This is a genomic window from Enterobacter sp. 241F3 (assembly GCF_034106785.1).
Classification (GTDB): domain Bacteria; phylum Pseudomonadota; class Gammaproteobacteria; order Enterobacterales; family Enterobacteriaceae; genus Enterobacter; species Enterobacter vonholyi.
On record NZ_JAWNDD010000004.1, the window covers coordinates 96,395 to 121,160 of the forward strand.

Below are 24,766 nucleotides of genomic sequence, written 5' to 3' on the forward strand. Positions count from 1 at the left end.
CATGACGCAGATGATTTCTAAAACGCAGGCCCCGGTCAAACGCGCCGGACGCATCGATCCCATCGCCTTCTTTGAGCGCTTCGGGGTGCTGATTTTCATGATCCTGCTGCTGATCTTCTTCCAGTCGCAGAACAGCAACTTTTTCTCTGAACGCAATATTTTCAACATCCTGACCGAAGTCTCCATCTACGGGATCATGGCCGTGGGGATGACCTTCGTCATCCTGACCGCCGGGATTGACCTCTCCGTGGGCTCCATTCTGGCGGTGTGCGCCATGACCGCGGCGTACGTGATTAAGGGCGACAACTTCACCACCGTCGACCCGAACGCCTGGGGCGGCATGAGCTGGCTGATTGGGCTGGGGATTTGTCTGGCGATGGGGACGGCGATTGGCTTCCTGCACGGTCTGGGCGTGACCCGCCTGCGCCTGCCGCCGTTCATCGTCACCCTCGGCGGGATGACCATCTGGCGCGGCCTGACGCTGGTGATCAACGATGGCGCGCCGATCGCCGGTTTCGATCAGGGCTACCGCTGGTGGGGGCGCGGGGAGCTGCTCGGCATCTCCATTCCGATCTGGATCTTCGCCATCGTCGCCCTCGGCGGCTATCTGGCGCTGCATAAAACCCGCTGGGGGCGCTTCGTTTACGCCATCGGCGGTAACCCGGAGGCGGCGCGCCTGGCGGGGGTGAACGTCAAGCGCGTGCTGGTCAGCGTCTATGTGCTGATCGGCTGCCTGGCGGGACTGGCGGGCTTCATCCTGAGCGCGCGTCTGGGGAGCGCCGAGGCGGTGGCCGGGATCTCCTTTGAGCTGCGCGTCATCGCCTCGGTGGTGATCGGCGGTACCTCGCTGATGGGCGGCTACGGGCGCATCGGCGGCACCATTATCGGCTCCATCATCATGGGGATTCTGATTAACGGCCTGGTGCTGATGAACGTCTCGGCCTACTACCAGCAGATTATCACCGGATTAATTATCGTTCTGGCGGTGGCGTTTGATACCTACGCCAAGAGCCGTCGCGGCGCACTGTGAGGATCACGATGAAAGAGGTTCGTATTGGATTAATTGGCACCGGGTATATCGGCAAGGCGCACGCTATCGCCTATGCCCAGGCCCCAACGGTGTTCAACCTGCGCGGCAGGCTGGTGCGCGAGATGGTGGCGGAAGTCACGCCGGAGCTGGCGGCAGAGCGCGCGCAGGCGTTTGGCTTCAACCGCTCCACGGGCGACTGGCGGGCGCTGGTGGCCGACCCGGCTATTGATGTGGTGGATATTTGCTCACCCAACCATCTGCATAAAGAGATGGCGCTGGAGGCGATCCGCCACGGCAAGCACGTCTACTCGGAGAAGCCGCTGGCGCTGAACGCCCACGACGCGCGGGAGATGGTTGACGCCGCGAAGCGGGCCGGGGTGAAAACGCTGGTGGGGTTCAACTACATGAAGAACCCGACGGCGCAGCTGGCGAAAGAGATTATCGCCCGCGGCGAGATAGGCGAGGTGATCCACTTCTACGGCACCCACAACGAAGACTATATGGCCGACCCGCTGTCGCCTATTCACTGGCACTGCTTTAAAGAGACCGCCGGGCTGGGGGCGCTGGGCGACCTGGCGGCGCATATCGTCAACATGGCTCAGTACCTGGTGGGGGATATCGAGCAGGTCTGCGGCGATCTGAAGATCGTGGTCCCGGAGCGCCCGGCGAAGGCCGGAGCGTCGGAGATGATTGCCGTCGAAAACGAGGATCAGGCCCACGCGATGGTGCGCTTCGCGGGCGGGGCGCAGGGGGTAATTGAAACCTCCCGTGTCGCCTGCGGCCGCAAAATGGGGCTGTCGTACGTCATCACCGGGACGAAAGGCGCCATCAGCTTCACCCAGGAGCGCATGGCGGAGCTGAAGCTCTATCGGCATGACGATCCGGTGAACCGTCAGGGGTTCCGCACGCTGCTCGTCGGCCCCGCTCACCCGGACTACGCCGCGTTCTGCATGGGCGCAGGACACGGGATTGGCTTTAACGATCAAAAAACGGTGGAGGTGCGCGATCTGGTGGACGGGATTGCCGCCGACGCGCCGATGTGGCCGGACTTCGAAGAGGGCTGGAAGGTGTCGCGCGTGCTGGACGCGATCGCGCTTTCGCACCGGGAAGGCCGCTGGCTGAACGTGAACGACATTGTCTGATGAGGTATCAACGTGGAAAAGCAGTTTGATGTGATATGCATGGGCCGCGTGGCGGTAGACCTCTACAGCCAGCAGATTGGTGCCCGTCTGGAGGATGTGTCGAGCTTCGCCAAATACCTCGGCGGCTCGTCCGGCAACGTGGCGTACGGCACCGCGCGCCAGGGCCTGCGCTCGTCGATGCTGGCGCGCGTCGGCGATGAACATATGGGCCGCTTCCTGCGCGAAGAGCTCAACCAGGTGGGCTGCGATACCAGCCATCTGATTACAGATAAAGACCGCCTCACGGCGCTGGTGCTACTCGGCATTAAAGACCGGGACACCTTTCCTCTGATTTTTTATCGCGATAACTGCGCGGATATGGCCATTACGGCCAGCGATGTGGACGAAAGCTACATTGCCTCCGCACGGTGTCTTGCCATCACCGGGACTCACCTTTCTCATCCTCAGACCCGCGAGGCGGTGCTGACGGCGCTGGGCTATGCCCGCCGTCACGGCGTCCGGACGGTGCTGGACATTGACTACCGTCCGGTGCTGTGGGGGCTCACCGCCTTAGGCGACGGCGAAACGCGCTTTATCGCCGCCGATAAGGTCACCCGCGAGCTGCAGGAGGTACTGCACCTCTTCGACGTCATTGTCGGCACCGAGGAGGAGTTTCACATTGCGGGCGGCAGCACGGATACCCTGCAGGCGCTGGGGCAGGTGCGTGCCGTGAGTCAGGCCACCCTGGTCTGCAAACGCGGCGCGCTCGGCTGCTCGGTCTATACCGACGCCATTCCGCCCCGGCTGGACGACGGCCTGACGGTGACCGGCGTGCGCGTGGAGGTGCTGAACGTCCTCGGCGCGGGGGACGCGTTTATGTCCGGCCTGCTGCGCGGCTATCTGAACGACGAGGGCTGGGAGCAGGCGTGCCGCTACGCCAACGCCTGCGGCGCGCTGGTGGTCTCGCGCCACGGCTGCGCCCCGGCGATGCCGAGCAAAATCGAGCTGGATGACTATCTTTCGCGCGCTGCAGATGTGCCGCGCCCGGATCTCGACCCGCGTCTTAACCATCTCCACCGGGTGACCACCCGACGCCGCGAGTGGCCGGAGCTGTGCGTGATGGCCTTCGACCACCGCAGCCAGCTTGAGGATATGGCGATGCAGTGCGGCGCGTCGCTTAAGCGCATTCCGGCGCTGAAGCAGCTGATCCTGCAGGCCAGCCGCGAGGCGGCGAGCCGCGCCGGGCTGGAGGGCAAAGCCGGTCTGCTGTGCGACGGCACCTTTGGTCAGGACGCGCTGAACGCCATTACCGGCGAAGGGTGGTGGATTGGCCGCCCCATTGAGCTGCCGGGCTCGCGTCCGCTGGAGATGGAGCATGGCAACATCGGCACCCAGCTCATCAGCTGGCCGCAGGAGCACGTGGTGAAATGCCTGGTCTTTTTCCATCCGGAAGACGCCCACGGCCTGCGCCTGGAGCAGGAGCAGAAAATTGCCGAGGTGTACCACGCCTGCTGCCGGTCCGGGCATGAGCTGCTGCTGGAGGTGATCCTGCCCGCGACCATGCCGCGCAGCGACGAGCTCTACCTGCGCGCTATCTCCCGCTTCTACAACCTCGGCATTTACCCGGACTGGTGGAAGCTGCCGCCGCTCTCCGCCGACGGCTGGACGGCGCTGAGCGAGATTATCGAACGCCGGGACCCGCACTGCCGCGGAGTGGTGATCCTCGGCCTGGACGCCCCGGCGGAACAGCTGCGCGCTGACTTTAAAGCCGCAGCGGGTCAGACGCTGGTGAAAGGCTTCGCCGTAGGGCGCACGCTGTTTGGCGATGCCTCCCGCGCGTGGCTGAAACACGATATTGACGATGCGCAGCTGGTGGCGCGCATCAGGGACAACTACCTGCAGCTTATCGCCTGGTGGCGCGAGCGCGGACACGCATAATGGAGAAGACAATGAGTGTACAACTGGGCATTAACCCGCTGACGTGGACGAACGACGATCTGCCTTCTCTTGGCGCAGAGACGTCGCTGGAGACCTGCCTGAGCGAAGGTAAAGAGGCCGGTTTCGCCGGCTTCGAGCTGGGCAATAAGTTCCCGCGCGAAGCGCGCCTGCTCGGCCCCATCCTGCAGCGCCACGACCTGCAGCTGGTCTCCGGCTGGTATTCCGGCCGCCTGCTGGAGCGCAGCGTGGAGGAGGAGATCGCCGCCGTGCAGTCCCACCTGACGCTGCTGCGCGAGCTGGGGGCGAAGGTGCTGGTCTTTGCGGAAGTGAGCGGCTGCATTCACGGCGAGCAGCAGACCCCGGTGCATCTGCGCCCGCGCTTCCCGCAGGCGCGCTGGAAGGAGTACGGTGAGAAGCTCACCGAATTTGCCCGCTACACCCAGCAGCAGGGCGTGCAGATTGCCTACCATCACCATATGGGCACGGTGATTGAGTCCGCCGACGATGTGGACAACCTGATGACCCACACCGGCGACGCGGTGGGGCTATTGCTCGATACCGGCCATCTGACCTTTGCCGGGGCCGATCCGCTGGCGGTGGCGCAGCGCTGGGCGTCGCGCATCAACCACGTCCACTGCAAAGACGTGCGTGCCGACGTGCTGGCGGACGTGAAAAACCGTAAAACCAGCTTCCTCGACGCGGTGCTGAGCGGCGTGTTTACCGTGCCGGGCGACGGCTGCGTTGATTACCCGCCGATTATGCGGCTGCTGAAGGCACAGGATTATCACGGCTGGCTGGTGGTGGAGGCCGAGCAGGACCCGGCGATTGCCCATCCGCTGACCTACGCCCGTCTGGGGTATAACAATCTGAGCCGACTGGCGCGCGACGCCGGGCTTATCTGAGGAGGCGACATGTCACGTTTGCTATCACGCTGGCAACAGCCGAACGCGGATGGGCGCACCCAGTCCGTCACGTCGGAAAGCGCAGGGTGGGGGTACGTCGGCTTTGAGGCGTATGAACTGCAGGAGGGGCAGACGCTGACGCTGACCGCCGTCAGCGAAGAGCGCTGTCTGGTGCTGGTCGCCGGGCGCGCCTCCATCACAACGCCTTCCGCGCAGTTTAACGATATTGGCGGGCGGATGAGCCCGTTCGAGCGCATCAAGCCGTGGGCGGTGTACGTCACCCCGCAGGAGACGGTGCAGGTGAAGGCGCTGACGAAGCTTGAGCTGGCGGTCTGCGCCGCGCCTGGCAAGGGCACGTATCCGACGCGGCTGATTGCGCCACAGGATATCGACGGTGAAGCGCGCGGCAAAGGTCACAACCAGCGCTATGTGCACAACATTTTGCCGGAAGACAGGCCCGCCGATAGCCTGCTGGTGGTGGAGGTCTGGACTAACGAGGGCTGCACCAGCTCGTACCCGAGCCACAAGCACGACACGGATAACCCGCCGCAGGAGACGTATCTGGAGGAGACCTACTACCATCGCCTCAACCCGGAGCAGGGGTTCTGCATGCAGCGCGTCTACACCGACGACAGAACGCTGGATGAGTGTATGGCGGTCTATAACCGTGACGTGGTCATGGTGCCGAAGGGCTACCACCCGGTGGCGACGATGGCCGGGTATGACAGCTACTACCTCAACGTGATGGCCGGGCCGGTGCGCAAATGGATGTTCACCTGGGAGGAGGACCACGCGTGGATTAATCGCGATTATCCCGCGGATGGCGGGCACTGAGGCTATTATTTGCCGGGTGGCGCTGCGCTTACCCGGCCTACAATTTACAAAATATTATTTTGCTTCAATCGCCTGCTCAATCGTCCGGGCAACGATCTGCGGCTGGCTCACCATCGATACGTGGCTTGCCGCCACCTTGGTGGTTTTCGCGTAGATCGTCTTCGCCATCGCCCGTTCAAGATCGGGGTTGATCATTCGGTCATTCTTGCTGACCACATACCAGCTCGGTTTGTCATGCCACGCCGCGTGGACGACTTTTTCACCAAACGCCTCTGCCTTAATTGGCCCCTGCGTGGCTGCAATCGTATCTTGAATGGCTGGCTTCACGTCAGGCGCGAAATCCTTCCTGACGGCATCCGCTGGCAGGTATAAATAGCCGTCCGCCGCTTTGGCAATGCCCGCGCTACCCGGCGGCGCAGGGTAGCTTCCTGCCAGGTCCGCCGTCGACTGGCCGGAATCAGGCGCGAATGCCGCCACATACACCAGCGATTTTACCCGCGCATCGTTGCCCGCCTCGCTAATCACGGTGCCGCCCCAGGAGTGGCCCACCAGCACCACGTCACCCTTGGCGCGGGCGATGGCCCGCCGCGTGGCCGCAACGTCATCCTTAAGCGACGTGAGCGGGAGCTGGACGGCAATGACCTCGGCGTGCTGCTTCTGCAACAGGGCAATCACCTTATTCCAGCTGCTGCCGTCGGCAAACGCGCCGTGAACCAGCACGACGCTGGTTTTACCCTGTGCAAAGGCGCTTGCGGAAAGCGCCAGCAGGCCTGCCGTTAGTACAGTCAGTGCTTTCATCTTGAGACTCCTTAAAAATGGTGGACCGCCGCGTGGGGCGGTACGGTGAATTCAATGGTTTTGTGGTCGAGCGGCTTGTGCGTCGGGTCGGCCAGAATAATCGTCACCTTGTGTTTACCGGCGGGGAGTCCCACCAGAATCACCGGCTCTCCGCTGGCGTCAGCCCAGTGCCAGGGCGCGTCATCCACCACCACGTGAATGTGTCCGATGCGCGGGGTGACCTTGAGCGCTTCAGGTCCGAATACCGGCTCGATGCGCATGTTTTCGGCACGGTACTGGATAAACACCGCGCCTTTGCTCAGCGGCCCGGCAAGCGGGGGATCGACGATCAGCTTTGCGGGCGGCTGCGGCTGCGCCAGCGGGGCAACGGCGGCGGGGCCGTTAACGTCCCCGGCGCTCAGGTTGTCCAGCGGCGTGGCCTGGGCATGGGCTACAGATGCCAGGACAAGCAGGGGGATAAGTGTATAACGACGGGTCATCGGTCTCTCTCCTCATCGGTTCTGAATGGCGACAGGGAAAGAAAACCATTTTTATGTATCGGAGATATTTGCCGGAGGCGGCGTTTTGTACCCGTTTGTCAGCGTGGCGCTCTGGATACAGTGCGATACAGTTTGCTTCCCTGGACAGCGCACGATCGCTATCGCCAGCCCGGCAATCACCAGCGTCAGCCCCGTCGACACCCCCATTGCGCCAGCGATCCCCAGCGTTTTGTTCAGCCACGCATAGGCAAACGGTGAGGCTGCGGCCATCAGCTGGCCGGGGATAAGCAGCATGCCCGTATGGCGGGCATAGCTTTCGGTGCTAAACAGTTCCAGCGGCAGCGTGGCTTTCACGATGGTGACCAGCCCGTTGATGGCCCCATAGCCCAGCACAAATCCGGCCGCGCACCAGACAAATTGGGAACTGCTTAGCCCAACCAGAAAGCAGAGCGGCATGGCGAGCGCGGTAAAAAGCGTGAGTTTAAAGGGGGTTAAGCGAGCGCCCGCCAGCACTTCCAGCGAGCGGGCACCCGTCTGGCCGATCCCCCACAGCATGCCGATGGCGATAGGCAGGCCGAAGTGGGCAATAAACTCCGGCAGATGGGTGGACGTGCCGTTCGAAACAAAGGTAATGAGGGCAATGAAGATGGCATAAAGCCAGCCGTTACGCCGCTCGTTGCTCAAAGGCGGCGAGGTGAGCTTTGTCGTAATCGTTCGCCGCTGACGGGGAAGCGTTCTTATCAGCGCCGCGCTCAGCAGGCCGAGCAGAGCATAGACGCGCAGCGCGTCCTGCCAGCGCATAACCTGAAGCAGAGCATCGCCCAGCGGCCAGAAGACGGCGGAGGCCAGTCCGCCCGCCAGCGTGACGCGTGAGATTGTTCTGCGCGCCTGCTGCCCGTAGAGGTTCACCAGCGCGGCGAACAGCGCATCGTAAAGCGACAGGCGCATGCCTGTGCCGGCGACCAGCCAGGCACAGTACCAGCCAAAAAGCGTCTGGGTATACGCCATCCCTGCGCAGCTTGCGGCGATCAGCAACGTTCCGCTCATCACCACCGTCTGACCGCCAAAGCATGCCAGCAGGCGGGCTATAAAAGGGGATACCGCCGCCATCACCAGCATCGCCAGCGTCAGGCCGAGGTAAATCTGCGGTGAAGACCATCCACGGTCGGCTGAAATGGCCAGCGCAAAGGTGCCCGGCATATAAAACGAGATCCCCCAGTTGATGAGTTGATTACATCCGGCTGTGAGGGCGAGGCGGCGTGGCAGGGCAGGTGTTTCCATTATTTTTCATTCCGCTATGCAGTTGTCCTGAGCATAACGGGCGCGGTATTGTGCTGGCAGGGCTGCAACCTTATGCGCGGTATAAGAGAAACTTTGAATGACGACGCTTAATCTGGGCTATCTCGCCACCTTCCGTCTGGTGATCCAGCGCGGCAGCTTTTCAGCAGCAGCGGATGTGCTGGGTATCTCCCAGCCCGCCGTCAGCCTGCAAATACGCCAGCTGGAGCAGTTTCTGCAAACGCGGCTGGTGGAGCGTACCGGGCGAGGGATTAAGGCGACGGCTGCCGGAGAAACCTTGCTGGCGCACGGGGAGCGTATTCAGCAGGTGGTGGATGACGCCATCCGGGCCGTGAATGCGTTTAGCCACGACGTGAGCGGCACTATTACGCTTGGCACGGGGGCAACGGCCTGCATTCATTTTCTGCCGCCTCTGCTGGAGCAGCTACGACGCGACTATCCGCTCCTGAACGTGGGGGTGACGACGGGCAACACCCGCGATATCGTCAGGGCCATCGAAGAGAACCGTCTCGATATGGGGCTGGTCACGCTGCCGGTGAGTGGCAAGGCGTTGGACGTCATGCCGGTGATGGACGAAGAGTTTGTTTTTATCGCCTCGCCGGAGCTGAAGGATGTTTTCAGAGACTTTACCCCGGATGCGCTGCACGCTCAGCCGCTGATTGCCTTTGAATCAGGTAGCGGAACCCGGACGCTGATCGATGGCTGGTTTGCGGCTAATGGATTAACGATCGCACCGGTGATGCAGCTTGGCAGCATCGAGGCGATCAAACGCATGGTTCGCGCGGGGCTGGGCTACAGCATCGTGCCTCGAATGGCGGTAGAACAGGATGGCGATCGCGAAGGGCTATGCGTGATGTCGCTTACGCCCATGCTGCAGCGGCAGCTGGCGGTGGTGATGCGACAGGATAAAATCCTCAGCAAAGGGATAGCGGCCATTATTCGGCTCGTGCAGCATCCTTCGGCGGTTTAGCGGTCAGCGGTGTCGACGGTGAGGCTGGATTGCTGCGACTGGGTTTTGTCCTGATGGTGGTACCAGGCGCCAATCGAGGAGTAAACGAAGCGGCCAAAGAAAAACAGAAAGCTGATGAGCAGTATGATGCGGGTCATTCGGGTGTTAAATCGATGTCGTTTGCGCATACGCGTGACCTGACTCACTCTGTTTATCCTGGGTAAGCCCTTTTGGGCGATAAGGATATTAAGGCACAGCGGGAAGAAGGGGTCAATTCTGCAGTGTGTAAATAACCGTCAATGTATACATTAATTAATGTTATTGAATTTAATTAATGCATTTACCATATTGATAATATGAAGAAAATCATTTCAAAAAAAACACCACAAAGAGTAATTTGCGTAAAGTAGTTTGATTTAAGTCAACGGATTCCCGGCCCTTATATTTAAAATCCTTCCTCCACACAGTTCGCCCCGCACGCCGCCGGGCGGCGCGTACGTCAGGTTGGATGCCTGTCTTTATTTTCCCTCTGGAGCGAAAGGGGTTTAACCGGGCATCTATGAACATTCTCGCTTTCCTGAAAAAAAATGAAAACCGCTGGTGGGCATTGCCGCTTATTTTGCCTGTGGTTTTACTTCCCGTACTGAGCATCGCGAATACCTTCACGCAGCTGGGAGACGGTATTGCGGCACTCTATTATTTACCCCTCTCATTTTTGCTTTCGCTGATGATGTTCTTTGGGCTGGAAGCGCTGCCCGGGATCGTATTGTCGCTGTTTATCCGCTATTACCCCTCGGTCGGCATGTTCGAAACGGTCGCTGGTATGCTCCATTTTGTCGTCCCTTTAGTGCTGAGCTGGGGCGGCTACCGGGTGTTTGCGCCCAGACGGAATATGACCGCATACGGCGACATCCGGCTGATGGCGCAGCGCATCTTCTGGCAGGTCTTCTGCCCCGCGACGCTATTTCTGGTGCTGTTTCAGTTTGCGGTGTATTTAGGCGTGTATGAGAGCCGGCAGAGCCTTGCGGGATTAAACCCTCTTAATATTCGCACGCTCATCAACTATCAGACGCTGCTGGTCAGCGGGCTGACGGGCGTGCCGCTGAGCTATCTGCTGATCCGCCTGATTCGCCATCCGCGCTATCTCAAAAGCCTTTTCTCGCAGATCCGTTCCCAGATAGATAAAAAGGTGACGGTCATTGAGTTTCTGATGTGGGCGATTGCGCTAGGCGGGCTGCTTACGCTGCTGCTGCTCCCGATGAATGAAAACAGCTCCATTTTCACCACGAACTACACCCTGTCGCTGCTCATGCCGGTGATGCTCTGGGGCGCGATGCGTTTTGGCTATAAGCTGATTTCGCTTATCTGGACGCCGATACTGCTGGTATCTATTCACTATTTTTACCGCTATATCCCGGTGAACCCGGGGTATGACATTCAGCTGGCGATCACCTCTTCCAGTTACCTGGTCTTCTCGTTCGTGGTGGTTTTTATGTCGATGCTGGCAACCCGGCAGCGCGCGGTGAACAAACGCTCGCGCAGGCTGGCGCTGCTCGATCCGGTCGTCCATATGCCTAATCTGCGGGCGCTGTCGCGCGATCTGGCGAAAAACCCGTGGTCGGCGCTCTGCCTGCTGCGTATTCCGGAGCTGGAAATTCTGGGTCGAAATTACGGCGTGCTGCTGCGTATTTTGTACAAACAGCAGCTGGCGCAGTGGGTAAACGGTACCCTCCAGCCCAACGAGCAGGTGTATCACCTCACCGGGTATGACATGGCGGTGCGGCTCAACGCGGAATCGCACCAGCAGCGAATTGAAACCCTGGACGAGCATATCAAGCAGTTCCGCTTTGTCTGGGACGGCATGCCGCTTCAGCCGCAGGTGGGAGTGAGCTATTGCTATGTCCGGTCCCCGGTTAACCATCTGTATCTGGTGCTGGGTGAACTGGGCGTGGTTGCCGACCTGTCGCTCGCCTCTAACCATCCGGAAAATCTTCAGCAGCGTGGGGCCGTCCATTTGCAGCGTAACCTGAAGGATAAAGTTGCGATGATGAGCCGCCTGCAAAAGGCGCTTGATAACGACGAATTCACCCTGCTGGTTCAACCCGTTCGCGGCCTGCGTGGCGATTGCTATCACGAAGTCCTGCTCCGGATGCCGGATGCCAACGGGCTATTGATCTCTCCCGATCGGTTCCTGCCCGTCGCGCAGGAGTTTGGCCTCTCCTCGCGGGTGGATTTGTGGGTGCTGGAGTATACTCTGCGCTTCCTGGCCGCGCATCGCGAAAGGCTGCCCGGCCAGCGTTTCGCCATTAATCTGGCCCCCTCAACCGTATGTCGGGTGCAGTTTCCGCTTGAGGTCAGTCGCCTGCTGGCGAAATACACCATTGAGCCGTGGCAGCTGATTTTTGAAGTGACGGAGTGCAGCACCTTTTGCAATGCGGAGCAGGCTCTACACATCCTCCGGCAGCTGCAGAAAACGGGGGTACGTATTGCGATTGATGATTTTGGCACCGGCTATGCGAGCTATGCGCGGCTGAAAAGCGTGGATGCGGATATTCTCAAGATCGACGGCAGCTTTATCCGCAATATCGTCAACAACAGCCTGGATTATCAGATTGTGGCGTCTATCTGCCATCTGGCGCGCATGAAGAAGATGCTGGTGGTGGCGGAGTACGTCGAGACCGAAGAGATACGTAGCGCGGTTCACGCGCTAGGCATCGATTATGTGCAGGGCTATCTGATTGGCAGACCGGCGCCGCTTGAGTCGCTGCTGGAAGCTGAGGCGTCCTGCGCGGACGCCTGAACCGTTACGCGGCGACGTCGGCGCTCTCTTCTTCAATTTTAAGCAGCCAGCCGGTGACCGCTTCCCAGTACTGCTGCTCTTTTTCCAGGTCCAGCAGGACCAGAGCGTTCTGGCTGAACCAGTCGTGCGGGAAGCTCAGCGTCCAGTGATGGTCGTCGGTTTTAAGCTTCAGCGTGGGCGGCGTGGTGGTGGCCTGGCGCTGGTTATTGAGCAGTACGCCCAGACGCAGCAGCTGTATAAGCGGCAGGAACTGTTTTTTCTTGAACAGCGTGAAGCGCGGCAGGTCGTCGAGCTTGATGGCTTTGCGGTGATAACGCACCAGGGTCGCCATCATGGTTTGCTGCTCCTGGTTGAAGCCAGGCAGATCGCTATTTTGCAGAATGTAGGCCGAATGGCGATGCATCCCGCTGTGGTTGATGTTGAGCCCCACCTCGTGGAGCATTGCGGCCCATTTTAACAGCGCGGCAAGCTGCGGGTGCGCGAGCTTCGGATTCTGCTCTTCCCACTGCTCGTACATCTGCACCGTGGTGTCCAGCACGCGCTTCGCCTGCTCGCGGTCGATGTTGTACTGGTTAGCCAGGCTTTGCGCGGTGCGGCTGCGAATATCCTGATGGCGGAAGCGGCCTTCCATCTCATACAGCACACCTTCGCGCAGCGCGCCGTCGGAAAGGCGCAGCTCTTTAATGGCGAGGGCATCAAACACGCCGCAGAGGATGGCCAGCCCCGGAACGAAGACCACCTTACGCTCGTCGGAAAGCCCCGGCAGGCTTAAGGCGTCAAAACTTTTATGCTTCAGCACCTCTTCGGTCAGCAATGTCAGGCGTTCGGGCGTGATAAACCCGTCTTTTTCACCCATCGCCAGCAGCACTTCATGCGCCGCTTTGATGGTACCCGACGCGCCAAGCGCCACGTTCCAGCCCTGGATACGGTACTGCCAGGCCAGGTTTTCCAGCTTCTGGACGGCCGCCATCCGCGCACGCTGGAAGTTCTCGCGGGTGATGCTACCGCCCGGGAAATACATCTGTGCGAAGCTGACGCAGCCCATACGGCGGCTTTCCACCAGGCGCGGCTCAAAGTCTTCGCCGATCACAAGCTCCGTAGAACCACCGCCGATGTCGATCACCAGCTTGCGCCCTTTTTCCGGCTGGGTGTGCTCGACGCCCATGAAGATCAGACGCGCTTCCTCGTTGCCGGAGATGATCTCAATTGGGTAGGGGATCACCTTTTCGGCCCGCTTGAGAAACTCAGGGGCATTCAGGGCCTGGCGCAGGGTATGGGTGCCCACGATGCACACGCTGGAGGGCGAGAAGCCCTGCAGGCGCTCAGCAAACAGCGACAGGCAGTTTAACCCGCGCTCCATCGCCTCTTCGCTGAGCATGCTGCGTTCATCAAGACCATCCGCCAGGTGTACGCGCTGCTTCAGACGACCGATGATCTGCAACGCGCCATCCACCTCACGGGCGATGACCATGTGGAAACTGTTAGAGCCAAGATCGACCGCGGCGAATTCCTGCGGGCGTGGGGTCTTATCATTTATCGGCATAGGTTAATCGGGTTGCTCGAGTGATTTGATATAGTCGTAAATCGCCAGTTGCGACCGCACTTTACGGCGGTTGCCGCGCGGTACATAGCGGTTACTGAGTTCTTTGTCGATATAGCGTGCTTTCACGGTATCGCTGAACAGAATCTCGATGATGTCGAGGATCTGCTGCTTCAGGCGCGGATCCAGCAGCGGTGCCGCGACTTCAATTCGGTAGTCAATATTGCGCGTCATCCAGTCTGCCGAAGAGAGATAGACCTGTTTATCACCCGCATTATCGAAAATATAGACCCGATCGTGCTCCAGGTAGCGGTCAACAATGCTGATCACGCGAATATTGTCGCTGATGCCTTCCAGTTCCGGGATCAGCGAGCACATGCCGCGGATCAGAAGATTAACCGGTACGCCGGAGCTGGACGCCGCATACAGCCTGTCCACCAGCCCTTTATCGACCAGGTTGTTAAGCTTCAGCGTGATGCCGGACGACAGCCCTTTCTGGGCATTGGCGATCTCTTTATCGATCATATCGTACAGCAGACGGCGCGAGTTCTGCGGCGAGACCAGCAGATAGTCAAAGCTCACCGGACGGTACGGGTTTTCGATAAAGTTAAAGACCCGGCGCACTTCGTTAGTGATGCGGGCATCGGCAGTTAAGAGCGAGTAATCGGTATAAATTCGCGCGGTTTTCTCGTTAAAGTTCCCGGTACCGATGTGGGCATAACGCACCACCTCATCGCCCTCTTTACGAGAGATGAGGAACAGCTTGGCGTGAATTTTCAGCCCCGGCGCGGAGAAAATGACGTGCACACCGGCTTCCGTCAGACGTCGCGCCCAGTGAATGTTCGCCTCTTCGTCGAAGCGCGCCTGCAGCTCAACCACCACGGTGACTTTTTTGGCGTTGTGCGCCGCGTGGATCATCGCATCGATGATGCGGGAATCTTTTGCCACGCGGTAGATGTTGATTTTGATCGCCAGCACGCTCGGGTCGAACGAGGCCTGACGCAGCAGTTCCAGCACGTGCTCAAACGTATGATACGGATAGTAGAGCAGGACATCGCGTTCGCGGATGGCGTCGAATCCGTTGCGGAATTTATCGAACCAGAGATGGCGCAGGCGCGGCAGCGGCTTGTTCACCAGGTTGGCTTTGCCGACGTTCGGGAAGCCAATAAAATCTTTAAAGTTGTGGTAACGACCACCCGGAACGATGGAGTCATAGCGCGAAATGGTCAGTTTCTCACGCAGCATCTCCACCATGGCGTCCGGCATATCGCGCTGATAGACGAAGCGCACCGGTTCAGCCGTCAGGCGCTGTTTCAGGCTGGATGACATCAGCTCCATCAGGCTGGCTTCCATCTCGTGCACCAGGTCATATTCGGCGTCACGAGTCATTTTCATCGAGTAGGCGTTTAACGCATCGTAATCGAAGAAGCCTTTGAAGATGTCGTCCAGACAGTAGCGCAGGATGTTATCCAGCAGGATCATTGGTTTGCGTCTGCGCGGGGTTTCCGGCGGCAGGTTCACAAAGCGCGGCACCTTGTCGGATGGGATCTCCAGCAGCGCGTAACGGATAGATTCACCGCGAATAATTTCCACCGCCAGGTAGGTATAGTCATCTTTCAAAAACTGCACCAGATCGGTTTCGCGGTTGATCAGAATGGGGGTAATGTGCTGGCGCAGATAGTGTTTGAAGTAGTGGCGCAGCCAGTTTTGTTGGTTAACGGAAAGCTGGCGTTCGTTAATCAGGAAGATTTGATTGCGCGCCATCTCCAGCAGCAGTTCGTTATACAGGCCGTCAAATTCCTGATCGGCTTTCAGCACGCGGGACTGGATTTTGCCCAGCAGATGCCGCGAGTGCGAGTTTAAGCCCTGTTCTTCGCTGATGATGATGCGTCTTTTCAGCTCGGCAAAGCGAACCTTGTAGAACTCATCCAGGTTGTTCGAATAAATACCCAAAAAACGCATGCGCTCGATCAGCGGGTTACTTTTGTCTGCCGCTTCCTGGAGTACACGTTCGTTGAATGCTAACCAGCTTAGCTCTTTCTCGATATATAACTTTTCCTGACCCATTACAGCTCACACTCCAGTTCAATCACAGGACGTGGTAAATCCGTCTCGTCCTTATTATGGCGAGCATTTCCACGATATGTCCAACAGTGCCAGAAAAGTATGACAGTTATTTTTTTTGTTGGGGAATTTAGAGGGTTGGGGAGGGGACATTCGGGTAATGCATCAGGCAGGTCGGGTAAGCGCAGAAGCGCCACCCGACATAATAAACTACTCTTCCGCCGCATGGCCCTGCGGAGGTAACTTAACGCCGTCCAGCCAGGCAGCGCCGTCGCGCATCTCGAGACGTCCGTCGACAAACCAGCTTACCACCAGCGGGTAAATGGCGTGTTCCTGGGTCTGCACGCGTTCGGTCACGTCTTCTTCGCTATCGCCGTCAAAGACCGGGACTTTCGCCTGCAGGATAACCGGACCGCCATCCAGCTCGTCGGTAACGAAATGCACGGAGGTGCCATGCTCCTCATCGCCATTTTCCAGAACCTGACGATGGGTATGCAGGCCGGGATATTTCGGCAGAAGAGAAGGGTGAATATTCAGCAGACGTCCGGCGAAGTGTTCTACAAAAGCCGGGCTCAGAATGCGCATATAGCCCGCCAGCACGACTACGTCCGGCGCGTAGGCATCAATCTCATGCACCAGCTCGCGGTCAAAGGCTTCACGCCCGGCAAACTGGCTGGCTTCCAGCGCGTGCGCGGGAATGTTCGCTTCCCGCGCGCGCTCAAGGCCGAACGCGTCGGCCTTGTTGCTGAATACTGCCCGAATGGTGCCGTTGATTTTCTTCTGCTTGCAGGCGTCTATGATGGCCTGCAAATTGCTTCCGTTGCCGGAAATGAGCACCACGATGTTTTTCATTCAATGACCACACGCTGTTCGGAATCGGAGGCTTTAATCGTACCGATTTTCCACGCGTTTTCACCTTTCTCCGTCAGCAGCTTCACTGCTTTATCCGCTTCGCTTGCCGGCAGGGCGATAACCATGCCCACGCCACAGTTAAAGGTGCGGTACATTTCGTGAGAGCTCACGTTGCCCGCGGTCTGAAGCCAGTTAAACACGGCTGGCCACTGCCATGAGGATTCGTCGATCACCGCCTGGGTGTTGTCCGGCAGAACGCGCGGAATATTTTCCCAGAAGCCGCCGCCGGTCAGGTGGGCAATGGCGTGAACGTCGACGTTCTCGATAAGCTCGAGCACGTTCTTCACGTAGATACGTGTTGGCGCAAGCAGATGGTCAGCCAGTGGTTTACCGTCAAGCTCGGTGGTCAGCGGATCACAGCCGCTCACTTCGAGGATTTTACGCACCAGGGAGTAGCCGTTAGAGTGCGGGCCGCTGGAGGCCAGCGCGATCAGCACATCGCCATCGGCCACTTTGCTGCCGTCGATAATTTCTGATTTTTCTACTACGCCGACGCAGAAGCCCGCGACGTCATAATCTTCGCCGTGATACATGCCCGGCATTTCTGCGGTTTCACCACCGACCAGCGCGCAGCCAGACTGCAGACAGCCTTCGGCGATACCGTTAATCACGCTTGCCGCGGTATCTACGTCCAGTTTGCCGGTCGCGTAGTAATCGAGGAAGAACAGCGGCTCTGCGCCCTGTACCACCAGGTCATTCACGCACATCGCGACCAGATCGATACCGATCGTGTCGTGACGTTTTAAATCCATCGCCAGGCGCAGCTTGGTGCCTACACCGTCAGTACCCGAGACCAGAACAGGTTCACGATATTTTTGCGGCAGCGCGCACAGTGCGCCGAATCCACCCAGACCACCCATCACTTCCGGGCGGCGGGTTTTTTTCACCACACCTTTGATTCGGTCAACCAGCGCATTACCTGCGTCAATATCAACACCGGCATCTTTGTAGCTGAGAGAAGTTTTGTTGGTCACGGCTTAAATCCCCACGCGATTGCATAGCTAGTAAGAAAAATCGGCGCAATTCTAACAGTCCAGGCAAACGTTTGCGAGCCTATTCTGGACGTGGAGATCTTTTTTTCTGTGCACCCCGTGAATGCAGCCAAACTTGACTCTGTTCACGAAAATGAAACCGGTTTCTGAGAACTGCTTGCAACGGTTATTCCCTTTGCACATCATCAAACTGAAACCGGTTTCTGTAATTGTTTTTGCAGATAATAACGCAGAATGAGGGAAAGCGAATGTCAGGATTTAAAGCAGATTTTCTGTGGGGTGGGGCCGTTGCGGCGCACCAGCTGGAAGGCGGCTGGAAAGAGGGCGGAAAAGGCGTGAGCGTGGCCGACGTCATGACCGCGGGCGCGCACGGCGTGCCGCGTGAAATCACCAACGGCGTGCTGGAAGGGAAAAATTACCCTAACCATGAAGCCATTGATTTCTACCACCGCTATAAAGAAGACATCAGACTCTTTGCCGAGATGGGGTTCAAATGCTTCCGCACCTCTATTGCCTGGACGCGGATCTTCCCGAAAGGCGACGAGCTTGAGCCTAACGAGGCTGGCCTGAAATTCTATGACGACCTGTTCGACGAATGCCTGAAGTACGGCATCGAACCGGTTATCACCCTGTCTCACTTCGAGATGCCTTTCCATCTGGTCACGGAATACGGCGGCTGGCGCAACCGTAAGCTGATCGACTTCTTCGTTCGTTTTGCAAAAGTGGTATTCCAGCGCTATCAGCATAAAGTGAAGTACTGGATGACCTTCAACGAGATCAACAACCAGGCCAACTTCCACGAAGATTTTGCGCCGTTCACTAACTCCGGGCTGAAGTACGCGCCGGGTGAAGACCGTGAGCCGGTGATGTTCCAGGCGGCGCACTATGAGCTGGTGGCCAGCGCCCTGGCGGTGAAGGCGGGGCGCGAGATTAACCCGTCGCTGCAGATTGGCTGCATGATTGCCATGTGCCCTATCTACCCGCTCACCTGCGCGCCGGACGATATGATGATGGCGATGAATGCCATGCACCGCCGCTACTGGTTCACCGACGTGCACGTGCGCGGCAGGTACCCGCAGCATCTGCTCAACTACTTTGCGCGTCGCGGCTTCACGCTGGATATTACCGAAGAAGATAAAGCCGCGCTGAAGCAGGGCTGCGTCGATTACATCGGCTTCAGCTACTATATGTCCTTCGCCACCAAGGCGACGGCGGATAACCCGCAGCTGGATTACGACGAGAGCAAGAGCCTGGTCACTAACCCGTACGTGCAGAAATCGGACTGGGGCTGGCAGATTGACCCGGTGGGGCTGCGCTACTCCCTCAACTGGTTCTGGGATCACTATCAGCTGCCGCTGTTTATCGTTGAAAACGGCTTTGGCGCGATCGACGTGCAGGAGAGCGACGGCACGGTGAACGACCAGTACCGCATTGACTACCTGTCCGCCCACATCCGCGAGATGAAAAAAGCGGTGGAGGAAGATGGCGTGGATCTGATGGGCTATACCCCGTGGGGCTGTATCGACCTCGTTTCTGCCGGTACGGGCGAAATGAAAAAACGCTACGGCTTTATCTTTGTCGACAAAGACAATGAAGGCAACGGCACGCTGAACCGCAGCAAGAAGAAATCGTTCGACTGGTATAAGCAGGTAATTGCGAGCAACGGCGATAGCCTGTAATTGCCGGGTGGCGCTAACGCTTACCCGACCTACACTACACGTAGGTCCGCGTAAGCGCAGCGCCACCGGGCAGAACCCGCACCCAAGCCGGAGTTTCGCCTCCGGTTTTTTTTGTCTCTAAATCACTTTGCTTGATATACGTCAAGCAAGATGGGTATGGCCTAATCCGAAAAAAGCGGTATAATCCCGCGATTTTTTTGCGGACGCCGCCTCAGAGGAGAAAGAGAATGAAGATTGTGGAAGTGAAACACCCACTCGTTAAACACAAGTTGGGCCTGATGCGTGAGCATGACATCAGCACGAAGCGTTTTCGCGAACTGGCATCTGAAGTCGGCAGCCTGCTGACATACGAAGCGACCTCCGATCTGGAAACGGAAAAAGTCACCATCGAAGGCTGGAACGGCCCGGTGCAGGTTGAGCAGATCAAAGGTAAGAAAATTACCGTGGTGCCAATTCTGCGTGCCGGTCTCGGCATGATGGAAGGCGTGCTGGAGCACGTGCCAAGCGCGCGTATCAGCGTGGTGGGTATCTACCGTAACGAAGAAACCCTTGAGCCGGTTCCTTACTTCCAGAAGCTAGTGTCTAACATCGACGAGCGTATGGCGCTGGTGGTTGACCCGATGCTGGCGACCGGTGGTTCGATGATCGCCACCATCGACCTGCTGAAAAACGCGGGCTGTAGCAGCATTAAGGTGCTGGTGCTGGTTGCGGCACCGGAAGGGATCGCGGCGCTGGAAAAAGCGCACCCGGACGTTGAGCTGTATACCGCCTCTATCGACCAGGGCCTGAACGAGCACGGATACATCATTCCAGGGCTCGGCGATGCCGGCGATAAGATCTTTGGTACGAAATAATCGAATAACGATAAATAAGCCGACTTTGATAGTCGGCTTTTTTTTGAATAAAACACCAACAACAATACTACTCAGAGGAAAACACTATGACGCGCCGTGCTATCGGGGTGAGTGAAAGACCGCCGCTTTTACAGACTATCCCGCTTAGTTTGCAGCACCTGTTCGCCATGTTTGGCGCAACCGTGCTGGTGCCAATCCTGTTCCACATTAACCCGGCAACCGTGCTGTTGTTCAACGGCATCGGTACGTTGTTGTACCTCTTTATCTGTAAAGGCAAAATCCCGGCGTATCTGGGGTCAAGCTTCGCCTTTATCTCGCCGGTTTTGCTGCTGCTGCCGCTGGGTTATGAAGTCGCGCTGGGCGGCTTTATCATGTGTGGCGTCCTGTTCTGCGTGGTGTCCTTCATTGTGAAGAAAGCCGGTACCGGCTGGCTGGACGTGATGTTCCCGCCTGCGGCGATGGGCGCCATCGTTGCGGTCATCGGTCTTGAACTGGCGGGTGTGGCGGCGAATATGGCCGGTCTGCTGCCTGCTGACGGCCAGTCACCGGATTCCAAAACCATTATCATCTCGCTGGTTACGCTGGGCGTAACGGTGTTTGGCTCCGTCCTGTTCCGCGGCTTTATGGCGATCATCCCGATCCTGATCGGCGTGCTGGCGGGCTACGCGCTCTCCTTCGCGATGGGCGTGGTGGACACCACTCCGATTGCCGAGGCGCACTGGTTCGCGCTGCCAACCTTCTACACCCCTCGCTTCGAATGGTTTGCGATTTTCACCATTCTGCCTGCGGCGCTGGTGGTGATTGCGGAGCACGTCGGCCACCTGGTGGTGACGGCGAACATCGTTAAGCGCGATTTGATCCGTGACCCGGGTCTACACCGTTCCATGTTTGCGAACGGTTTCTCCACCATCATCTCCGGTTTCTTTGGCTCCACGCCAAACACCACCTACGGTGAGAACATCGGCGTGATGGCGATTACCCGCGTTTACAGCACCTGGGTTATCGGCGGCGCGGCGATCATCGCCATTCTGCTCTCCTGCGTCGGCAAGCTGGCGGCAGCGATTCAGATCATCCCGGTGCCGGTGATGGGCGGCGTGTCTCTGCTGCTGTACGGGGTAATTGGGGCATCTGGTATTCGCGTGCTGATTGAATCCAAAGTGGATTACAGCAAGGCGCAGAACCTGATCCTGACCTCAGTAATCCTGATTATCGGCGTGAGCGGCGCGAAGGTGCACATCGGTGCGGCCGAGCTGAAGGGCATGGCGCTGGCGACCATCGTCGGCGTTGGCCTGAGCCTGATCTTCAAGCTGATCTCGGTGATCCGCCCTGAAGAGGTGGTACTGGACGCGGACGAAAGCGAAAAAGCGTCACATTGATCGAAAAGTCGGGCGAGGGATCGCCCGGTTCTCTCCTTGCAGGTTCCGTGTTAAACTCCTTTCCGATTTTACGTAGGATCTCTGGTTGAGGTATTTCTGAACGGACCGGCACAGCTCTCTCTGCCACTTTATCTCCCTGACGACGAAACTTTCGCGAGTTTCTGGCCGGGTGATAACCCCTCTTTACTGGCTGCACTGCAAAACGTGCTGCGCCAGGATCACAGCGGATACATCTATATCTGGTCACGCGAAGGCGCGGGGCGCAGCCATCTGCTGCATGCCGCCTGCGCGGAGCTTTCAGCGCGCGGTGATGCGGTAGGCTACGTGCCGCTGGATAAACGTACGTGGTTCGTGCCTGAGGTGCTGGAGGGAATGGAACATCTCTCGCTGGTCTGCATCGATAATATCGAGTGCGTGGCGGGGGACGAGCCGTGGGAAATGGCGATCTTCAACCTCTACAACCGCATCCTGGAGTCGGGCAAAACCCGGCTGCTGATCACCGGCGATCGTCCACCGCGACAGCTGAATCTGGGGCTGCCGGATCTGGCGTCTCGTCTGGACTGGGGGCAAATCTACAAGCTCCAGCCGCTGTCGGATGAAGATAAGCTTCAGGCGTTACAGCTGCGCGCAAAACAGCGCGGATTTGAGCTGCCGGAAGACGTGGGCCGCTTTCTGCTCAAGCGGCTGGATCGCGAAATGCGTACGCTGTTTGACACGCTCGATCAGCTCGATCGCGCCTCCATTACCGCCCAGCGCAAGCTGACCATTCCGTTTGTGAAAGATATTCTCAAGCTTTGAATTTTCTCGCCCGGTGGCGGCTAAATATCCCCAATTAGATGCTCAACCAGAAGTGGAATCGGTCTTCCCGATGCCACGCTCCGTCCGTTTTCGCGCCACAGCGCCGTACCGCTGATGTCCAGATGCGCCCACGGAATGGCTGGCGGGCAGAAGTGGTGCAGCAGCCACGCCGCCGAAGCGCTAATCGCCGCATTGTTGGTCGGCGTGTTGCACAGATCGGCGATCGCGCTGTCGGTCTGCTTTTTCAGCCGAGCATCCAGCGGCAGGGACCACACTTCATCGCCGCTCTGCTTACCCGCCAGCGTCAGCGCCGCGCGCAGCGGTTCATCCTGCGTCATCAGCCCGCTCAGCTCATACCCCAGCGCCTTCACGACCGCACCGGTTAAGGTGGCCATATCAATGATATAGCGCGCCTGCGGATGCCGCTGGCTGGCCCAGGCGATGGCGTCTGCCAGCACCAGTCGGCCTTCGGCGTCGGTATTGTTGATTTCAACGGTGATCCCGTTGCAGGCCGTTGCTACCGTGCCGGGCTGCATGGCGTCCGGGCCAATGGCGTTTTCCGCCAGTGCCAGCACGCCCATAATGCGTACGGGCAGCGCCAGCTCTGCGGCGGTCAGCATCAGGCCCAGCACGTTAGCCGCACCGCACATGTCGTATTTCATGGTATACATGCCCGCGCCTTCCTTCAGCCACAGGCCACCAGTATCAAATGTAATGCCTTTACCCACATAGCAGCGCACCGGTCCGTCGTTGACGCCGTCATAATGGATCGCCAGCAGACGTGGCGGACAGGTAGCCCCTTTGCCAACGGCGTGCAGCAGCCCCAGACTCTGCTCAACGATTTGCTTTTCATCCAACACCTCGCAGCGCAGTAAAGGGAAGGCGGCACACAGTTTTTGCGCCTCTTCCACCACAAACTGCGGCGTGCAGCGGTCGGGAGGGATATCCGCCAGCCGTCGCGCAGCGACCATGCCGTGGGCGATGGCCTGCTGCTGGCGGAAGATTCCCTCCAGTTTTGCCTGCTGTTCCGGCAGGCAAAGGGCAGTAATGTGCGTAAGGCGCACCGTCGAATCATCCGTTTTCCTCAGCTTCAGATCGCTTAGCCTGTGCGCCTGATTAAAGAGAAAACGCAGCGCCTGCGCCAGCACCACATCGTCGATATCGGTAACGTCCAGTATCAGATCGGGGCTGACGGGCGAGGCCAGCAGCGGGCGCAGCGCCGTCAGTAATCCTTCGGTCAGGCTATCCTGCCAGAGCGCATCGGGCAGCAGAGTGATCCGGGCAAACGGGGCGCAGCCAAAGCGGGTGTCAGCGATGCTGGCAGACTCGCGCATTTCTGCGACCAGCGCCGTTTCGGGCAAATGCGTACAGGTGGCGGACGCAATCAAATGGCTCTGCGGAGCCGCGTCAGAAAGCGCGTTGATAAACTGATACGTAATCATCATGACTCCTCAATCGGCGCGCGGATCCGCGCGGCATAGGCCTGCATCCACTCATCGTCTACCGCGTGATAATGCGTTTTCTCCCGCAGGCGTTCGGTACGAAAAACGGTGAGAGGCTGGCGAGCCGTCGCCACCACAAACGAGAAGGTTTTGATGTTGGTGGCGGCACCAAATTCGCCTTTGTTGTTCATGCACACCACTGAGAGATCGCCCGCGCGCCCAAAGCGCGACATCAGCTTGTCTTCCAGTTCGAACACTACCGAATCGGCAGCCTGCTGGGGCGTCATGCCCTGCGCCATGCGGCGGACGATTTCGTAGCTGGTGCAGCCTTTCATCAGATCTTCACCGACGCCCGTGGCGGTGGCGGCGCCGGTTTCACTGTCGCAGTAAAATCCGGAACCAATAATGGGCGAATCCCCGAGTCGACCGCGCTTTTTCATGAACAGGCCGCTGGTGGAGGTGGCGACGCTCATCGAGCCCTGCTTATCGAGGCCGATAATGCCGACGGTGTCATGCCCGTCGTAAGGGCTTAAGCCCTTATCCAGCGTTTCACGGCAGCGTTTGCGGTAGTGCTGCAAGGCGCGGTCAGTGAGCATGGTTTTGTCGGCAAAGCCCTGGCTCAGCGCCCATTCGCGCGCGCCCTGGCCCACCAGCAGGCTGTTGTAGCGCTGGCGGCTTAACGCATGCGCCACCCGCACCGGGTTGGCGATATCCACCAGGTTGCCCACGGCACCAAACGCCAGCGTATCGCCGTCCATGTAGGCGGCGTCCAGCTCCACTTCGCCATTTTCGGTGGGCAGCCCGCCGTAGCCGACGGATTTATAAAACGGAAAATCTTCGACGGCGGCGACGGCATCCACCACCGCTGCCGAGACCGGTTTCCCCGCAGCCAGCGCAGATGCAGACTCGGTGACGCCTTCAAGCGCCATTCTCCAGGTCGCGATAATTCCCCACATGCT

At 58.8% G+C, this 24,766-nt stretch carries 21 protein-coding genes; 11 read left to right on the forward strand and 10 right to left on the reverse strand.

Annotation, left to right across the window (positions count from 1 at the left end; translation table 11 throughout):
• The first annotated feature begins 1 nt into the window (after nucleotide 1).
• The 5 genes from UR504_RS13195 to iolB are packed head-to-tail and all read left to right on the forward strand — an operon-like array spanning nucleotide 2 to nucleotide 5,825.
• Nucleotides 2-1,030: an ABC transporter permease gene (locus UR504_RS13195; RefSeq protein WP_008502116.1), complete on the forward strand. Its 1,029-nt coding sequence runs from the start codon at nucleotides 2-4 to the stop codon at nucleotides 1,028-1,030.
• 8 nt (nucleotides 1,031-1,038) lie between these two features.
• Entirely contained in the window at nucleotides 1,039-2,172 is a 1,134-nt protein-coding gene (locus UR504_RS13200) for a Gfo/Idh/MocA family protein (RefSeq protein ID WP_274240591.1), read from the forward strand.
• A gap of 12 nt (nucleotides 2,173-2,184) precedes the next feature.
• Entirely contained in the window at nucleotides 2,185-4,089 is a 1,905-nt protein-coding gene (locus tag UR504_RS13205) for a bifunctional 5-dehydro-2-deoxygluconokinase/5-dehydro-2-deoxyphosphogluconate aldolase (RefSeq protein WP_302236138.1), read from the forward strand.
• Between the two features lie 11 nt (nucleotides 4,090-4,100).
• Nucleotides 4,101-4,991: a myo-inosose-2 dehydratase gene (iolE, locus tag UR504_RS13210; protein ID WP_248165360.1), complete on the forward strand. Its 891-nt coding sequence runs from the start codon at nucleotides 4,101-4,103 to the stop codon at nucleotides 4,989-4,991.
• Nucleotides 4,992-5,000: 9 nt separating this feature from the next.
• The gene (iolB, locus tag UR504_RS13215; RefSeq protein ID WP_302236132.1) at nucleotides 5,001-5,825 is read left to right on the forward strand and encodes a 5-deoxy-glucuronate isomerase; all 825 of its coding nucleotides are present in this window, start codon (nucleotides 5,001-5,003) and stop codon (nucleotides 5,823-5,825) included.
• 54 nt (nucleotides 5,826-5,879) lie between these two features.
• On the opposite strand, the gene UR504_RS13220 is transcribed toward iolB, so the two are convergent.
• The 3 genes from UR504_RS13220 to UR504_RS13230 are packed head-to-tail and all read right to left on the reverse strand — an operon-like array spanning nucleotide 5,880 to nucleotide 8,383.
• Nucleotides 5,880-6,623: an alpha/beta fold hydrolase gene (locus UR504_RS13220; RefSeq protein ID WP_302236129.1), complete on the reverse strand. Its 744-nt coding sequence runs from the start codon at nucleotides 6,621-6,623 to the stop codon at nucleotides 5,880-5,882.
• An 11-nt stretch (nucleotides 6,624-6,634) separates the two neighbouring features.
• Nucleotides 6,635-7,102, reverse strand: coding sequence for a DUF6130 family protein (locus tag UR504_RS13225; protein WP_302236127.1), 468 nt, complete (start codon nucleotides 7,100-7,102; stop codon nucleotides 6,635-6,637).
• 51 nt (nucleotides 7,103-7,153) lie between these two features.
• Complete coding sequence (locus UR504_RS13230) at nucleotides 7,154-8,383, reverse strand: MFS transporter (RefSeq protein ID WP_302236125.1); 1,230 nt, start codon at nucleotides 8,381-8,383, stop codon at nucleotides 7,154-7,156.
• Nucleotides 8,384-8,480: 97 nt separating this feature from the next.
• Between UR504_RS13230 and UR504_RS13235 the strand changes: the two genes are divergently transcribed.
• Entirely contained in the window at nucleotides 8,481-9,371 is an 891-nt protein-coding gene (locus tag UR504_RS13235; protein ID WP_302236122.1) for a LysR family transcriptional regulator, read from the forward strand.
• Here the strand turns inward: UR504_RS13235 and UR504_RS13240 are convergent.
• Nucleotides 9,368-9,538 carry a YfgG family protein gene (locus UR504_RS13240; RefSeq protein ID WP_008501648.1) on the reverse strand — a complete coding sequence of 57 codons (171 nt, stop codon included), beginning with the start codon at nucleotides 9,536-9,538 and terminating at the stop codon, nucleotides 9,368-9,370. The genes UR504_RS13235 and UR504_RS13240 overlap by 4 nt on opposite strands.
• A gap of 371 nt (nucleotides 9,539-9,909) precedes the next feature.
• On the opposite strand from UR504_RS13240, the gene UR504_RS13245 reads away from it, so the two are divergent.
• Nucleotides 9,910-12,150, forward strand: a complete 2,241-nt coding sequence (locus tag UR504_RS13245; RefSeq protein WP_302236118.1) for an EAL domain-containing protein — start codon at nucleotides 9,910-9,912, stop codon at nucleotides 12,148-12,150.
• Between the two features lie 4 nt (nucleotides 12,151-12,154).
• Here UR504_RS13245 and ppx read toward each other — a convergent pair whose 3' ends face one another.
• From ppx to purM, 4 genes are all read right to left on the reverse strand, one after another.
• Entirely contained in the window at nucleotides 12,155-13,693 is a 1,539-nt protein-coding gene (gene ppx / locus UR504_RS13250) for an exopolyphosphatase (RefSeq protein ID WP_045399702.1), read from the reverse strand.
• Between the two features lie 3 nt (nucleotides 13,694-13,696).
• On the reverse strand, nucleotides 13,697-15,757 hold the full coding sequence (gene ppk1, locus UR504_RS13255) for a polyphosphate kinase 1 (RefSeq protein WP_111965176.1): 2,061 nt from the start codon (nucleotides 15,755-15,757) through the stop codon (nucleotides 13,697-13,699).
• Between the two features lie 207 nt (nucleotides 15,758-15,964).
• Nucleotides 15,965-16,606, reverse strand: a complete 642-nt coding sequence (gene purN / locus UR504_RS13260) for a phosphoribosylglycinamide formyltransferase (RefSeq protein WP_032646794.1) — start codon at nucleotides 16,604-16,606, stop codon at nucleotides 15,965-15,967.
• Nucleotides 16,603-17,640, reverse strand: coding sequence for a phosphoribosylformylglycinamidine cyclo-ligase (purM, locus tag UR504_RS13265; RefSeq protein ID WP_008501643.1), 1,038 nt, complete (start codon nucleotides 17,638-17,640; stop codon nucleotides 16,603-16,605). Before purM ends, purN begins: the two co-directional genes overlap by 4 nt.
• Before the next feature lie 266 nt (nucleotides 17,641-17,906).
• On the opposite strand from purM, the gene UR504_RS13270 reads away from it, so the two are divergent.
• The 4 genes from UR504_RS13270 to UR504_RS13285 all read left to right on the forward strand — a co-directional run bounded on the left by UR504_RS13270 (nucleotide 17,907) and on the right by UR504_RS13285 (nucleotide 22,365).
• Nucleotides 17,907-19,337, forward strand: a complete 1,431-nt coding sequence (locus tag UR504_RS13270; protein WP_302236111.1) for a 6-phospho-beta-glucosidase — start codon at nucleotides 17,907-17,909, stop codon at nucleotides 19,335-19,337.
• Nucleotides 19,338-19,564: 227 nt separating this feature from the next.
• The gene (gene upp / locus UR504_RS13275; RefSeq protein ID WP_111965178.1) at nucleotides 19,565-20,191 is read left to right on the forward strand and encodes a uracil phosphoribosyltransferase; all 627 of its coding nucleotides are present in this window, start codon (nucleotides 19,565-19,567) and stop codon (nucleotides 20,189-20,191) included.
• A gap of 86 nt (nucleotides 20,192-20,277) precedes the next feature.
• Complete coding sequence (gene uraA / locus UR504_RS13280) at nucleotides 20,278-21,567, forward strand: uracil permease (RefSeq protein ID WP_045399708.1); 1,290 nt, start codon at nucleotides 20,278-20,280, stop codon at nucleotides 21,565-21,567.
• A gap of 96 nt (nucleotides 21,568-21,663) precedes the next feature.
• The gene (locus UR504_RS13285; protein WP_211438414.1) at nucleotides 21,664-22,365 is read left to right on the forward strand and encodes a DnaA inactivator Hda; all 702 of its coding nucleotides are present in this window, start codon (nucleotides 21,664-21,666) and stop codon (nucleotides 22,363-22,365) included.
• A gap of 20 nt (nucleotides 22,366-22,385) precedes the next feature.
• Here the strand turns inward: UR504_RS13285 and UR504_RS13290 are convergent, their stop codons facing one another.
• Together UR504_RS13290 and UR504_RS13295 are read right to left on the reverse strand one after the other, a co-directional pair.
• The gene (locus UR504_RS13290; RefSeq protein ID WP_302236266.1) at nucleotides 22,386-23,807 is read right to left on the reverse strand and encodes a leucyl aminopeptidase family protein; all 1,422 of its coding nucleotides are present in this window, start codon (nucleotides 23,805-23,807) and stop codon (nucleotides 22,386-22,388) included.
• On the reverse strand, nucleotides 23,807-24,763 hold the full coding sequence (locus tag UR504_RS13295) for a N(4)-(beta-N-acetylglucosaminyl)-L-asparaginase (protein ID WP_248174853.1): 957 nt from the start codon (nucleotides 24,761-24,763) through the stop codon (nucleotides 23,807-23,809). Before UR504_RS13295 ends, UR504_RS13290 begins: the two co-directional genes overlap by 1 nt.
• Nucleotides 24,764-24,766 lie beyond the last annotated feature (3 nt).

What these genes read in the sequence shown, in the direction of transcription:
- uraA (WP_045399708.1), top strand. Translation starts at nt 20,278, where the DNA reads ATGACGCGCCGTGCTATCGGGGTGAGTGAAAGACCGCCGCTTTTACAG.
- ppk1 (WP_111965176.1), bottom strand. Translation starts at nt 15,757, where the DNA reads ATGGGTCAGGAAAAGTTATATATCGAGAAAGAGCTAAGCTGGTTAGCA.
- ppx (WP_045399702.1), bottom strand. Translation starts at nt 13,693, where the DNA reads ATGCCGATAAATGATAAGACCCCACGCCCGCAGGAATTCGCCGCGGTC.
- UR504_RS13230 (WP_302236125.1), bottom strand. Translation starts at nt 8,383, where the DNA reads ATGGAAACACCTGCCCTGCCACGCCGCCTCGCCCTCACAGCCGGATGT.
- UR504_RS13195 (WP_008502116.1), top strand. Translation starts at nt 2, where the DNA reads ATGACGCAGATGATTTCTAAAACGCAGGCCCCGGTCAAACGCGCCGGA.
- UR504_RS13235 (WP_302236122.1), top strand. Translation starts at nt 8,481, where the DNA reads ATGACGACGCTTAATCTGGGCTATCTCGCCACCTTCCGTCTGGTGATC.
- purN (WP_032646794.1), bottom strand. Translation starts at nt 16,606, where the DNA reads ATGAAAAACATCGTGGTGCTCATTTCCGGCAACGGAAGCAATTTGCAG.
- UR504_RS13270 (WP_302236111.1), top strand. Translation starts at nt 17,907, where the DNA reads ATGTCAGGATTTAAAGCAGATTTTCTGTGGGGTGGGGCCGTTGCGGCG.
- iolE (WP_248165360.1), top strand. Translation starts at nt 4,101, where the DNA reads ATGAGTGTACAACTGGGCATTAACCCGCTGACGTGGACGAACGACGAT.
- UR504_RS13240 (WP_008501648.1), bottom strand. Translation starts at nt 9,538, where the DNA reads ATGCGCAAACGACATCGATTTAACACCCGAATGACCCGCATCATACTG.
- UR504_RS13225 (WP_302236127.1), bottom strand. Translation starts at nt 7,102, where the DNA reads ATGACCCGTCGTTATACACTTATCCCCCTGCTTGTCCTGGCATCTGTA.
- UR504_RS13245 (WP_302236118.1), top strand. Translation starts at nt 9,910, where the DNA reads ATGAACATTCTCGCTTTCCTGAAAAAAAATGAAAACCGCTGGTGGGCA.
- UR504_RS13220 (WP_302236129.1), bottom strand. Translation starts at nt 6,623, where the DNA reads ATGAAAGCACTGACTGTACTAACGGCAGGCCTGCTGGCGCTTTCCGCA.
- UR504_RS13290 (WP_302236266.1), bottom strand. Translation starts at nt 23,807, where the DNA reads ATGATTACGTATCAGTTTATCAACGCGCTTTCTGACGCGGCTCCGCAG.
- UR504_RS13295 (WP_248174853.1), bottom strand. Translation starts at nt 24,763, where the DNA reads ATGTGGGGAATTATCGCGACCTGGAGAATGGCGCTTGAAGGCGTCACC.
- UR504_RS13200 (WP_274240591.1), top strand. Translation starts at nt 1,039, where the DNA reads ATGAAAGAGGTTCGTATTGGATTAATTGGCACCGGGTATATCGGCAAG.
- iolB (WP_302236132.1), top strand. Translation starts at nt 5,001, where the DNA reads ATGTCACGTTTGCTATCACGCTGGCAACAGCCGAACGCGGATGGGCGC.
- upp (WP_111965178.1), top strand. Translation starts at nt 19,565, where the DNA reads ATGAAGATTGTGGAAGTGAAACACCCACTCGTTAAACACAAGTTGGGC.